The sequence below is a fragment of the Streptococcus equinus genome (assembly GCF_049393735.1).
In the GTDB taxonomy this organism is placed as follows: Bacteria; Bacillota; Bacilli; order Lactobacillales; family Streptococcaceae; genus Streptococcus; species Streptococcus equinus_G.
This window is the reverse complement of the sequence record NZ_CP185946.1, coordinates 1495211-1507233: the sequence shown is the minus strand read 5'-3', so window position 1 is coordinate 1507233 and position 12023 is coordinate 1495211. Positions and strand designations below refer to the sequence as shown.

Below are 12023 nucleotides of genomic sequence, written 5' to 3'. Positions count from 1 at the left end.
TTTTGTTTGATATTACCTTAAAACCAGCTGCCAGCTTTGCTATCTATCTTAAATTTTGCTAAAATAAGAGGTAAATAATTATTATGAGGTAAAAAACATGTCTAAAATTTTAGTTTTTGGTCACCAAAATCCAGACTCTGATGCACTTGGTTCATCAATTGCATACGCACACTTGAAACGTGAACTTGGTATGGATGCTGAAGCTGTTGCTCTTGGAACTCCAAATGAAGAAACAACTTTTGCATTGAACTATTTTGGTGTTGAAGCACCACGTGTTGTTGAATCAGCAAAAGCAGAAGGTGCTGACCAAGTTATTTTGACAGACCACAACGAATTCCAACAATCAATCTCTGATATTCGTGACGTTGAAGTTATCGAAGTTATTGACCATCACCGTGTTTCTAACTTTGAAACTGCTAACCCACTTTACATGCGTTTGGAACCAGTTGGTTCAGCTTCATCAATCGTTTACCGTCTTTACAAAGAAAATGGTGTAGCTCTTCCTAAAGAAATGGCTGGTTTGCTATTGTCTGGTTTGATTTCAGATACTCTTCTTCTTAAATCACCAACAACTCACGCAACTGACCCAGCTGTAGCTGCTGAATTGGCAGAAATCGCAGGTGTTAACCTTGAAGAATACGGTTTGGCATTGCTTAAAGCTGGTACAAACTTGGCAACAAAATCTGCTGAAGAATTGATTGACATCGATGCAAAATCATTCGAACTTAACGGAAACCAAGTTCGTGTTGCTCAAGTTAACACAGTTGATATCAACGAAGTTCTTGAACGTCAAGCAGAAATCGAAGCTGCAATGACAGCTGCTAGCCAAGCTAACGGATACTCTGATTTCGTTCTTATGATTACTGATATCCTTAACTCAAACTCAGAAATCTTGGCACTTGGTGCTAACATGGATAAAGTTGAAGCAGCATTCAACTTCAAACTTGAAAACAACCACGCATTCCTTGCAGGTGCTGTTTCACGTAAAAAACAAGTTGTCCCACAATTGACTGAAAGCTTCAACGCTTAATCAAAAGTGATAGGATAACAACAAAGGGCGACGATAGTCGTCTTTTTGTTATAAATTTTTTTGAAAGAGAAAGTTAAAGTTATGGAAGAAAAAGTGCTTTATCATAAAAAAGGACAACACTGGGAATTTACTATCACTAGAAATTCTGTGAAAGAAATCATCAAAGGTTTGTTGGGATTATTAGCTCTAGTAGCCATCATCTTCTATTTTGTGATGAAATAGGTTTAGAAAAAAGCAAACAAGTTCTCTTGTTTGCTTTTTTTATTCTCCATCTCGGATAAATGTAATGGTTTGTTCATCTGAATGGTCTTTGGAAAATGAGAATCCATCGAAAGTTAGAGTCTTGATGTCCTCAAGTGTCTCAATTTGTTTTTCAGCCATGAGTGAGACTAGGCATCCTCGTCCTTTTTTAGAAATGGTTGAATGAATTTTAAATTTACCAGCTCGATTTTCCATAAAGATGATTTTAATCATGCGTTTACGGATGCTTGGTGAAAAGACTTGCTCGAATTCTGAGGAAAGTAGTGAAATAATAAGGTTATCATCTTGAACAGCTTTGTCATAGTCTTCTCGCCAGAATTGCTTCAAAGAAGTTTTTCCAATTTTAAGGTTTCCTTGAAAATCAAGGCGGTGTGGGGCAATCAGGTCAGTTGGTTTGACAAGTCCATAAAATGCTGTTGCGATACGAAGGTGCTCATCGAGGTAGTCTTGTTCAGCTTGGCTGACTTGCTGACGATTCATATAGCGATACATCAGCCCATCATATAAGAGCCAAGCAGGGTAGCTTTTTGCTTCTTTGTCTGATAAGCGGTGCCAGCGCAGCCACTCTTGGTCAGCTTTGCTAGAATTGATTTTATAAAAGTTTGTCAAATCTTTAACAGAAAAATCCGTCAAAATATCAAGTATCGCTTGGGGCTTTTGAGAAAGTTCCTGATAAGAAAAGGCATCTTGATTGGTATTTAATTCTTTGGCGTTAGGGATTAATAGTTTCATACTGGCATTATAGCATACGATAAATCTTAGCTACAATTGATTAGCATTTTAAGATTGTCTTCTTCTAGCAGTCGCTTATGTTTTTTGTTACAATTAACATATGAAACTACGCGAATTGCAGGCTGGAGACTTACTTTTTATGTATGATGCCTCAAAAATGTCACAAGCTATAAAGGATTCGACGGGGCAGTACAGTCATGTTGGTATCTTTTTTGAGCAGAAGATTTATCATGCAACGAAAAATCAAGGCGTTGTTAGACAAAGTTTGAGAGAATTTTTGGATACACATGAGCAGATTGTTTCGATTTACCGTTATCCAAAAATAAATCCAGATCAAGTTTTGGCAGCTGCAAAGAATCTTCTCGGTAGAGATTATAATGACAGCTTTTATCCTGGCAATAATTGTTATTATTGTTCTGAGTATATTGCAGAAATCTTACCGATTTTTGAAACTGTTCCCATGAAATTTGGAGATGATGAGCAGGAGATTTCTGAGTTTTGGCAGGACTACTATGACAAACTTGGTCTTGCTGTGCCTTTGAACCAACCAGGCACCAATCCCAGCCAGCTATCCAATTCAGCGTTTTTACAATATTTAGGAGAATTACATGATTAAAATTTTTAATCCAGATAAATTAACACGACAAGAATTTTTCAAGGACTTGGTTAACTTCCTTTATCAAACTGATGATGTGACTTTGCGTCAAATCAAAGCACAGTTTCAAGAAGTCTCAAAGATTGACCGTTTGATTGAAGAATATGTCCAAGCAGGGTACATTATCCGTGACAATAAGCGCTATACGATTGGTTTTGACTTGCTTGAATCTCTAGAAAATATTGACTTAGATAGTCAGATTTTTGTGGATGATGAGAGTCAAATCTACACTGACTTGATGGCAATCACTTTTGAGACACGTTTGGAAAATGAGACTAATGATTTGGTACTCGCTGAAAAGACAAGTATTGTTCGTGATGAATTGACACTTTCAAATTATTTTTTCAAACTCGCTGAAAACTTGCCAATGTCTGAACTGCAACAACCGTTGTATGATTTGCTAGGAGATGTTAATCAGGCTTACGCTTTGAAATACATGACAACTTTTCTATTGAAATTTGTTGATAAAGACGAAGTCGCTCAAAAACGACCTGATATTTTTGTGGATGCTTTGGATTTGCTAGGCTACATCAAGAAAAACGATAATGGCAAATATGAATTGAACATGGATTTCGATAAAGAATCACTAGTTTTTGCAAGCAAAGCATAAAAGGGAGTGAGACAGAAATCAGTAATTTCGAAGAAATTCGATTTCGTTGTCTCACCCCCGCAAAGTTGAGTAGGGTTATCAAAGCTGATTTATCAGCGCATTAGAACCCACTCAACTACTGCGCCTTGTAAATAATAACTATATAAACAAAGATGCTGAGTACTTTTGTCTCAGCTTTTTAATTTGTCTTAATCATGAGATAAAGAAAATAAGGAGCACCGATAACTGAGATGATAATGCCTGTCGGAATGCCAGTACCAACTAAAAGACTTCGTCCAATGGTATCGGCAACGAGCATTAAAATCATGCCCACAATCATGCTAGCTGGCAAGGTTACGCGGTGGTCGTTGCCAAATAGCTGTTTTGTGATATGACCTGACAGCAGACCAATGAAAGTAATATTGCCAACTAGAATGACACTCAGTGCTGCCAGTGCTGTCGACAAGATGAGAAGCACGAGTCGTTCTTTTTTGATGTTAACACCAAGCGCAATTGTCGTCTCCTCACTGAACATCATCATGTTTAAAATATAGCTGTGCCAATAAGTTAGTCCTAAGGCTATAAGAAATAGAGGTGTAAGTGTCATGAGAGTCTGCCAGTTACCCCCAGTCACCTTTCCGCTCAGCCATGAGACGATATAATCTGTTTTTCCAATATCAAGATTATCAATAATGGAAATCATTATGCCAGAGAGTAGGCTTGAAACGCCGACACCAGCGATGATTAGTCGTGAAGGAGAGATAGGCTGATTCTTTTGATGAGAGATAGCGTAAACTGTACAGATTGTGATGATACTACCTATCATGGCTAAAAATGGCATAAATGCTAGAATTTTTGGATTTGATATATCTAGCAGTCCAATCATTATGGCAATGACAAATCCAGCACCAGCATTTATCCCTAAAATGCCTGAGTCAGCTAACGGATTTTTTGTGAGAGTCTGTAGTAAAACGCCTGATACTGCTAAGGCAGCTCCGCCAAGCATGCAAGCTAAGATGCGAGGAAGTCTGATTTTTAGGACGATTAGAGACATGGTCGCATTTGATTTTCCAAGAAATACTTTGAGCACTTCAATGATTGATGAATTGGCGTATCCGATAGCTAGTGATGCTAGAAAGATGACTAATAGTAGAATTAAGAGAGAAAAGAAGCGTTTTGTAAAATGAAATTTTTGCCTCATAAATTTTCCCCCTTTCTCATTAGCCACAAGAAGCACGGAAGACCAACGATACTGATAATTGCACTCAGTGGAGTCTCAGCTGGTGGATTAATAGTACGAGAAATCAAGTCGACCCAAAGCATAAAGGTGCTACCAGCAAATGCTGTTAAAGGAAGAAGGACACGATAGTCCTTTCCAACACACATTTTAATGCAATGCGGAATAATCAAGCCCACAAAAGCTAGGCTACCAACTAGCGCCACAGCTGCAGCTGACAAAGCAACCACAATGCCCAGTAAACTAATCGTTATCAGAAAAGTTTTCTGTCCTAGAGATTTTGCGACAGTTTCATCAAGACTTAAAATAGTCAACTGATGAGCTAACAATTGCGCTAAAATCAAACCAATAATAATAACCGGTGAAATAATGCCAAGCATTTTCCAATTGACCTGCGCTAAACCACCAGCTTGCCAGCCAATGACTGCCTTGGACAAATCAAAATACAAAGTGACAGCTTGACCTAAAGATGAAAAGAGAGTCGAAATCATGGCACCCGCCAGAATAATACGAATCTGTTGATAACCTTTTTTAGGATGATAGGCTATGCCAAAAATCAAGCATGCCGCAAGAATAGCACCAATTAAGCAGACAAGTAGGGTTAAGCTATAATGCATACTACCAAAAATAGCGTAGCCAACAATTAAAGCAAGTCCTGCACCAGCATTGATTCCAAGAAGCCCAGGGTCAGCGATAGGATTGCGCGTGACACCTTGGATAATACTACCAGCTTGAGCCATGGCAGCACCAACTAAAATGGCAGCAATTGTTCTTGGCAAACGTAGGTCGAAAATCACGTCCTGCAAGCTTGAGTCAGTCAAAGGTGCTTTAGCAACACTTAATAATTCTTGGTTTGAATAGGAAACAGCTCCAAAGCGAAGCCCAAAATACCAGCCAAGAAAGAATAAAATACTAATGCCGAAAAAAACAAGCCAAGCTTGACCTGGCTTATTTTTCTGAAGAAGATACGATTGTTTCATTGTATTTCCTTTTCAGAAGTGTTCAAAATTTAGCTATTAGCTTTTTTGATGGTATCGACAAAAGCATCTAGCTGTTTATCAAGTGACATTGGATCTGAGAAGTAGAAGAGATTTTCATCGACTTCAAGGACATGATTGTTTTTAACGGCTGGGATATTTTTCCAAACATCACTTTCTTTTAGGGATGCTGCAGCATTTTTAGTATCATCGCTAACGTTTACGACAAGGTAATCACCTGCGTAATCTCCAAGAACTTCTTGTGAAACACCAAACCAACCAGCAGAAAAGACATCATCTTGCACTTTTTGAGGCGCAGAAAAGCCAAGTGAATCATAAATCAACTCACCAGAACGTCCCCAGTTATCGCCATAAAGATAAATATCTTTGTCGTAAAAGTCCATAACGGTAAAGGTAGTTGAAGGGGCGATGTATTGACCAAGTTCTTCTTTAGCTTTGGCAGTTTTTTCTTCCCAGTTATCAAGCCATTTTTGAGCTTTATCTTCCTTTCCGAAGACTTTACCAAGGTTTGTCATCATTTCAAGGTAATCACTCTTACCAAATTCGATAACCAAAACTGGGGCAATATCTTTTAACTCTTTGAGGTGTTCATCTGTTGAAAAAGCGATGATAAGATCTGGTTCTTGCGCAGCGATGGCTTCTGTGTCGTCAGAAGTCAATTGAACGGCGTCAGCTAGTTGATCACCAAAAGCTGGGCTATTTTTTTCCAAATCAAGAGAATAACTTGAAACATCAACACCAAGTTCTAAAAGGTAACCTGTGTATGAGTAAGCAAAGTTAACGACTTTTTTAGGATTTTTTGGAATGTCACCTTCATAAGAAAAGCCAGTAATTTTTGGCATGCTAGAAAGTTCAGTCTTATTTGATGTTGACGATGTATTTTGACAAGCAACTAACATAAGTGTTGCAAGGAAAGTTGTTAAGGTGATGAAAAATTTTTTCATGTTAAGCGTCTCCTGCTAATAAATCTATACGAGCTGATAAGTCAGCAAAATTGGACAGTTATGGATAGGGTCTTGGATGATTTTGGCATCGATGCTAAAAATATCACGTAAAATATCTGCTGTCATGATGCCTTGAACATTGTCGTGGTATTTAATTTGCCCATTTTTCATGGCAATCAATTCATCTGAAAATCGAGCTGACAAGTTCAAATCATGTAAGACCATAATAATTGTTTTTTTGGTATCTTGGTTGAGTTTTTTAAGTAATTCCAAGATTTCCAGTTGGTGGTTCATATCGAGATAAGTTGTGGGCTCATCTAAAAAGATAGTATCTGTATCTTGTGCTAAAGCCATAGCAATCCAGACACGTTGACGTTGACCACCAGAAAGAGAATCAACTTTTTTATCGGCAAATTCGTAGACTTTAGTCATTTGCATTGCCCAGTCAATTTTCTCTTTGTCTTTTTCGTTTAGCCTTCCTAGATAATGTTGATGCGGGAAGCGACCATACGAAACAAGTTCATAAACTGAAATGCCTTCAGTAGCTTCTAAGACTTGTGGCAGCAAAGCAATCTTTTTTGCCACTTCCTTAGTTGGCAAAGTAGCGATTGCTTGACCGTCAATTAAGATTTTTCCTTCTTTGACAGCTTGGATGCGTGTTAAAGATTTTAGAAGTGTCGATTTTCCACAGCCGTTAGCGCCAATGATTGTTGTGATTTTTTGATGAGCGATTTTAGTGGATAAATTCTCAATAATCACTTTGTCATCATAAGCTACTGAAATTTTTTCAGCTTTGATTTCTGACATAAAAGACCTCCTTTCATCAGAAAATAGTAAAAAGCAATTCTTTTAAACGAAGAATTGCCTTTTTATTTTAGCATAGAAAAAAGGCCTTTGTAAGCCTTTTTTGGAAATATTTTTACAAAAATATAATGTTTTTTTAATTAATTAGAATCATTCTAAATATCAACAATAACCATTCTAATTAAGGTATTTTTTAGCAATATTTAGGTCGCCTGCATAAGCTGTGCGTTCACCGTTAACGATTTGGTAAGCGTCTGCACCTTTACCCGCAATAATAACTGCATCATTTTCATTTTTCGTGAGTAGCATAGCTTGGGCAATTGCTTTTTCACGGTCAACTTGAATGTCTAATGAGCGCGTTACTTGACTTGCGATTTCTTCAGCAATAGCTTGAGGGTCTTCGTAGTTAGGGTCGTCAGCTGTTAAGATGACATTGAGATTTTGATGAGCGTTGATAACACGCGCAAAGTCTGCACGACGACTTTCACCTTTATTTCCAGTTGCACCCAAAATTAAGTAAAGTTGACCTTTTTGATGTTCTTCAACAACAGAAAGTAATTTTTCAAGGCTATCACCGTTATGAGCGTAATCGACAAAGACTTTGGCACCATTTGCTTGAGTGACAACTTCCATACGACCTGGCACGCTAGTTTCTGAGATTCCTTTTTTGATGTCTTCAAGGCTTGTTCCTAGGTGAAGACAAGCAAGTCCAGCAGCTACCGCGTTTTCTTGGTTGAATGATCCGATGAGTTGGATGTCATAATGACCAGCAAGTTTGCCTGTCACGTCAAAATCAAAAGCTCTACCATTTTCAATTGTATTTTCAGAACCATTACCATAAAAATCGTGTGGTTTGTCAGCGACTTGTTGAGCAACGACTTTGAAATGATCCATGCCAGCATTAACCACAACAGCTTTGCTATTTGCCATTAACAGACGTTTGTGGTAGAAGTAATCTTCAAAAGTTGGGTGTTCAATCGGTCCAATGTGGTCTGGGCTGATATTGAGAAATGCACCAACATCAAATGTCAATCCGTAGACACGATCAACAAGATAAGCTTGGCTTGAAACTTCCATGATCAGATGAGTCATACCATTATCAACAGCAGTAGCCATCATTTTGAAAAGGTCAAGACTTTCAGGTGTTGTTAATTTTGACTTGAAGAATGTTTTGCCATCGAGGGTTGTATTCATCGTTGAAAACATAGCTGGTTTGTGACTTTGCTTCAAGATATTATAAGTAAAGTAAGCAGCAGTTGTTTTCCCTTTTGTACCAGTGAAAGCAATGATCTTTAATTTTTCTTCTGGATGACCATAGAATTCCATGGCAATCAAGCTCATCGCTTTTTTGATATCTGTTACGATGATAGCAGGAATATCAAGTTCATAGTCAACTTGACTGACGTAGAAAGGCAAGCCAAGTTGGACAGCTTGTTCTAGATATTCTTTTTTAAAAGTTGCCCCTTTTGCAAAGAAAAGTGTTGAACTATCTACATCGCGACTATCAAAGCTAATTTTTGAAAAACTAGACTTTTCTTTCCAGTCAAGGCTGTAGTGATTGTGGAAGATAATTTCGCGGAAATTATGATCTTTTTTCAGGATATCGAGGGTTTTTTCAAGTGTAATCATACACTCTATTTTAGACTTTATGTCTTTGTTTTACAAGTCACAAGCAAAAGTTTATAATAAAATGTAACGCTTATTTTTTAATTAGGAAGAAAACTATGTCTGAAAACAAAACAAATATGACACAGCAACAACAGATGGTGCGCGGAGCTGCATGGTTGACAGCTTCAAACTTCATCAGTCGCCTTTTGGGGGCTTTCTACATTATTCCGTGGTATGCTTGGATGGGAACACATGCTGAGCAAGCCAATGCTCTTTTTGGAATGGGCTACAATATCTATGCTGTTTTTCTATTGATTTCAACAGCAGGGATTCCAGTTGCCATTGCAAAGCAAGTTTCTAAGTATAACACGCTTGGCCAAGAAGAGACTAGTTATTATCTCTTACGAAAAATTTTAAAATTAACCTTGGTGCTTGGCTTTATTTTTGCAGCGATTATGTACGTCGGTGCACCAATTCAAGCCGCATGGAGTGGTGGCGGAGAAGATTTGATTCGTGTCATGCAGAGTCTAGCATGGGCGGTTCTCCTTTTCCCATCTATGAGTGTTCTTCGTGGCTTTTTCCAAGGATTTAATAATCTAAAACCTTACGCCATGAGTCAGATTGCTGAGCAAGTTATCCGTGTAATTTGGATGTTGCTCACAGCATTCATGATTATGAAAATTGGCTCAGGCGATTATGTTTCAGCAGTTGTTCAATCAACATTTGCTGCCTTTATCGGGATGATTGCAAGTATTGCAGTACTTATTTTCTTCCTTTGGAAAGAAGGAAAACTGCATGCCATTCTCTCTAAAGAAAATGATGATGTCGATATTGATGCCAAAGCTATTATCATTGAAACTGTGAAAGAGGCTATTCCATTTATCATTACTGGAGCAGCAATTCAACTTTTCCAATTAGTTGACCAATGGTCTTTCATCAATTCCATGAAGGTATTCACAAATCACAGCCTTAAGGAATTGCAAATTCTCTATGCTTATTTATCAAGTAATCCAAACAAAGTTACAATGATTTTGATTTCGCTTGCGACAGCGATTGGTGGAGCAGGTATTCCACTTTTAACAGAAAATTTTGTTAACAAAGATAAAAAAGCAGCAGCGCATTTGGTAATTAACAGTCTGCAAATGCTATGTATGGTGCTTTTCCCAGCAATGATGGGAGCAATCATCTTAGCCCAGCCCCTTTATACGCTTTTCTACGGAGCACCAAATGATGCAGCACTTTGGTTGTTTGTCGGTGCTTTGGTTCAGGTTATTTTCTTAGCACTTTATAGTTTACTTGCGCCGATGCTTCAAGCCTTGTTTGAAAACCGCAAAGCTATTAACTATTTTGCTTACGGCTTAGTTGTTAAAGTAGTCTTACAAGTACCATTTATCTATCTTTTTAAAGCATATGGACCTTTGCTATCAACAGCTATTGGTTTGTTGATTCCGATTGTCTTGATGTTTAATCAGATTCATGCTGTGACACATTTCAATCGTAAAGCCTTGTTGCGTGGAGTACTTTTGGTAACCATTTTAACAGCTATTATGGGAGTTGTTGTGGCATTAGGGACATTTGGACTTCATTTTGTTATTAGTCCAACAACACGCTTTGGAAGTGTCGTATACCTTGTCTTGATGGGAGCTTTAGGTGTTCTTGTGTATGGATTCCTTGCACTCGCTACTCATTTACTAGACAAATTAATCGGCAATAAAGCAAAAGTACTCCGTCAAAAATTACATATGGAATAAAAAAACAGTCCAGTGGACTGTTTTTTCATGAGCCTGAAAATAGGGGAGCGAGTTAAGTCCAGTGGACTGTTTTTTCATGAGCCTGAAAACTGGGAAGCGAGTTAAGTCCAGTGGACTGTTTTTTCATGAGCATAGGATATAGAAGCGAGTCAAGTCCAGTGAAACTAACTCGCTTTTTTTTGTTATAGTTTTTTGTTATAGCTAACTATCAAGAAATAGAATAGCCCAGAAGAGCTGTTTTCAAAGAAATAAATGATAGAATAAATGCTATAAAAATTTTTGAATGCTATTTAAGTTATGTGAGAAGAGAGGAGTTTTTATGAAAAGTGACTGTAAATTGGCTACGATTTTAGCGCATGCTGGGATTAAATCTGATGAAGCAACTGGTGCTTTGGCTGCGCCAATTCATTTCTCGACGACTTACCAACACCCAGAATTTGGACAATCAACTGGCTTTGATTATACAAGAACGAAAAATCCAACACGTGCGACACTTGAAAAAACATTAGCGGCTATTGAAAATGCTGATTATGCGCTAGCGACATCATCTGGAATGAGTGCTATTGTTTTAGCGCTAGATATTTTTCCTGTAGGGGCAAAAGTTGTGGCTGCGCGTGATTTATACGGTGGCTCTTTTAGATGGTTTAACGATAAAGAAAAAGAAGGACGCTTCAACTTTACATATGCTAATAATGAAACAGATCTTTTGACTGCTATTTCAGAGGAAACAGATCTTGTCTATCTTGAAACACCAACAAACCCATTGATGATTGAATTTGACATTGAAAAGGTTGCTAAAGTAGCTCATAAACATGGTGCAAAGTTGGTCGTGGATAACACTTTTTATAGTCCAATTTACCAAAATCCGATTACGCTCGGGGCAGATATTGTCGTTCACTCAGCGACAAAATATTTAGCTGGTCACAATGATGTTTTAGCTGGTGTCGTAATCACAAGTGATAAAGCTATTTATGATAAACTCTTTTATAACCTCAACACTACGGGACCAACTCTATCGCCGTTTGATTCTTACATGCTGATGCGTGGGCTTAAGACTTTAAAACTTCGTATGGAAAAAGCAACTGAAAATGCTCAAGAGATTGTTGCTTTTTTGAAAAAATCACCAGCTGTTAAAGAAGTTCTTTATACAGGAAAAGGGGGGATGATTTCTTTCAAAGTAGTTGACGAAGAAAAAATTCCTCATATTATCAATAGCCTTGAAGTCATTACTTTTGCTGAAAGTTTAGGTGGAGTAGAAAGTTTAATTACATATCCGAGAACCCAGACTCATGCTGATATTCCAGAAGATGTTCGCCTTTCTTACGGTTTGACAAACGACTTGCTACGCCTTTCGATTGGTATCGAAGATGTAGATGATTTAATTGATGATTTAAAAAATGCTTTGGAGGACTAG

12 protein-coding genes are annotated in these 12023 nt (G+C 37.8%); 6 read left to right on the top strand and 6 right to left on the bottom strand.

The window, feature by feature from the left end:
• Nucleotides 1-97 precede the first annotated feature (97 nt).
• Together ACNTMY_RS07590 and ACNTMY_RS07585 are read left to right on the top strand one after the other, a co-directional pair.
• The gene (locus ACNTMY_RS07590; protein WP_024343660.1) at nucleotides 98-1030 is read left to right on the top strand and encodes a manganese-dependent inorganic pyrophosphatase; all 933 of its coding nucleotides are present in this window, start codon (nucleotides 98-100) and stop codon (nucleotides 1028-1030) included.
• A gap of 60 nt (nucleotides 1031-1090) precedes the next feature.
• Nucleotides 1091-1252, top strand: coding sequence for a hypothetical protein (locus ACNTMY_RS07585; RefSeq protein WP_423215999.1), 162 nt, complete (start codon nucleotides 1091-1093; stop codon nucleotides 1250-1252).
• Nucleotides 1253-1291: 39 nt separating this feature from the next.
• Here the strand turns inward: ACNTMY_RS07585 and yaaA are convergent, their stop codons facing one another.
• Nucleotides 1292-2023, bottom strand: a complete 732-nt coding sequence (gene yaaA / locus ACNTMY_RS07580) for a peroxide stress protein YaaA (RefSeq protein ID WP_423215998.1) — start codon at nucleotides 2021-2023, stop codon at nucleotides 1292-1294.
• A 100-nt stretch (nucleotides 2024-2123) separates the two neighbouring features.
• On the opposite strand from yaaA, the gene ACNTMY_RS07575 reads away from it, so the two are divergent.
• Nucleotides 2124-2639 (top strand): YiiX/YebB-like N1pC/P60 family cysteine hydrolase, encoded by a 516-nt coding sequence (locus ACNTMY_RS07575; RefSeq protein WP_423215997.1) that lies wholly within the window; start codon nucleotides 2124-2126, stop codon nucleotides 2637-2639.
• On the top strand, nucleotides 2632-3288 hold the full coding sequence (locus ACNTMY_RS07570) for a DUF1803 domain-containing protein (protein WP_423215996.1): 657 nt from the start codon (nucleotides 2632-2634) through the stop codon (nucleotides 3286-3288). The genes ACNTMY_RS07575 and ACNTMY_RS07570 overlap by 8 nt, the downstream gene beginning before the upstream one ends.
• A 178-nt stretch (nucleotides 3289-3466) precedes the next feature.
• On the opposite strand, the gene ACNTMY_RS07565 is transcribed toward ACNTMY_RS07570, so the two are convergent.
• The 5 genes from ACNTMY_RS07565 to ACNTMY_RS07545 form a co-directional block, all read right to left on the bottom strand.
• Nucleotides 3467-4468 carry a FecCD family ABC transporter permease gene (locus ACNTMY_RS07565; protein WP_423215995.1) on the bottom strand — a complete coding sequence of 334 codons (1002 nt, stop codon included), beginning with the start codon at nucleotides 4466-4468 and terminating at the stop codon, nucleotides 3467-3469.
• Nucleotides 4465-5484: a FecCD family ABC transporter permease gene (locus tag ACNTMY_RS07560; protein WP_423215994.1), complete on the bottom strand. Its 1020-nt coding sequence runs from the start codon at nucleotides 5482-5484 to the stop codon at nucleotides 4465-4467. The genes ACNTMY_RS07565 and ACNTMY_RS07560 overlap by 4 nt, the downstream gene beginning before the upstream one ends.
• A gap of 29 nt (nucleotides 5485-5513) precedes the next feature.
• On the bottom strand, nucleotides 5514-6446 hold the full coding sequence (locus ACNTMY_RS07555; RefSeq protein WP_423215993.1) for an ABC transporter substrate-binding protein: 933 nt from the start codon (nucleotides 6444-6446) through the stop codon (nucleotides 5514-5516).
• A gap of 24 nt (nucleotides 6447-6470) precedes the next feature.
• Nucleotides 6471-7253: an ABC transporter ATP-binding protein gene (locus tag ACNTMY_RS07550; protein WP_423215992.1), complete on the bottom strand. Its 783-nt coding sequence runs from the start codon at nucleotides 7251-7253 to the stop codon at nucleotides 6471-6473.
• Nucleotides 7254-7427: 174 nt separating this feature from the next.
• On the bottom strand, nucleotides 7428-8879 hold the full coding sequence (locus ACNTMY_RS07545; RefSeq protein WP_423215991.1) for a UDP-N-acetylmuramoyl-L-alanyl-D-glutamate--L-lysine ligase: 1452 nt from the start codon (nucleotides 8877-8879) through the stop codon (nucleotides 7428-7430).
• Nucleotides 8880-8974: 95 nt separating this feature from the next.
• On the opposite strand from ACNTMY_RS07545, the gene ACNTMY_RS07540 reads away from it, so the two are divergent.
• A complete protein-coding gene (locus ACNTMY_RS07540) occupies nucleotides 8975-10609 on the top strand; it encodes a putative polysaccharide biosynthesis protein (protein WP_423215990.1) in 1635 nt (544 codons plus the stop codon).
• Nucleotides 10610-10928: 319 nt separating this feature from the next.
• Nucleotides 10929-12023 carry a cystathionine gamma-synthase gene (locus ACNTMY_RS07535; RefSeq protein ID WP_423215989.1) on the top strand — a complete coding sequence of 365 codons (1095 nt, stop codon included), beginning with the start codon at nucleotides 10929-10931 and terminating at the stop codon, nucleotides 12021-12023.

Excerpts from the sequence above, each read along its gene's own strand:
- ACNTMY_RS07545 (WP_423215991.1), bottom strand. The coding sequence starts at position 8,879 with ATGATTACACTTGAAAAAACCCTCGATATCCTGAAAAAAGATCATAAT.
- ACNTMY_RS07565 (WP_423215995.1), bottom strand. The coding sequence starts at position 4,468 with ATGAGGCAAAAATTTCATTTTACAAAACGCTTCTTTTCTCTCTTAATT.
- ACNTMY_RS07535 (WP_423215989.1), top strand. The coding sequence starts at position 10,929 with ATGAAAAGTGACTGTAAATTGGCTACGATTTTAGCGCATGCTGGGATT.
- yaaA (WP_423215998.1), bottom strand. The coding sequence starts at position 2,023 with ATGAAACTATTAATCCCTAACGCCAAAGAATTAAATACCAATCAAGAT.
- ACNTMY_RS07560 (WP_423215994.1), bottom strand. The coding sequence starts at position 5,484 with ATGAAACAATCGTATCTTCTTCAGAAAAATAAGCCAGGTCAAGCTTGG.
- ACNTMY_RS07555 (WP_423215993.1), bottom strand. The coding sequence starts at position 6,446 with ATGAAAAAATTTTTCATCACCTTAACAACTTTCCTTGCAACACTTATG.
- ACNTMY_RS07540 (WP_423215990.1), top strand. The coding sequence starts at position 8,975 with ATGTCTGAAAACAAAACAAATATGACACAGCAACAACAGATGGTGCGC.
- ACNTMY_RS07570 (WP_423215996.1), top strand. The coding sequence starts at position 2,632 with ATGATTAAAATTTTTAATCCAGATAAATTAACACGACAAGAATTTTTC.
- ACNTMY_RS07550 (WP_423215992.1), bottom strand. The coding sequence starts at position 7,253 with ATGTCAGAAATCAAAGCTGAAAAAATTTCAGTAGCTTATGATGACAAA.
- ACNTMY_RS07575 (WP_423215997.1), top strand. The coding sequence starts at position 2,124 with ATGAAACTACGCGAATTGCAGGCTGGAGACTTACTTTTTATGTATGAT.
- ACNTMY_RS07590 (WP_024343660.1), top strand. The coding sequence starts at position 98 with ATGTCTAAAATTTTAGTTTTTGGTCACCAAAATCCAGACTCTGATGCA.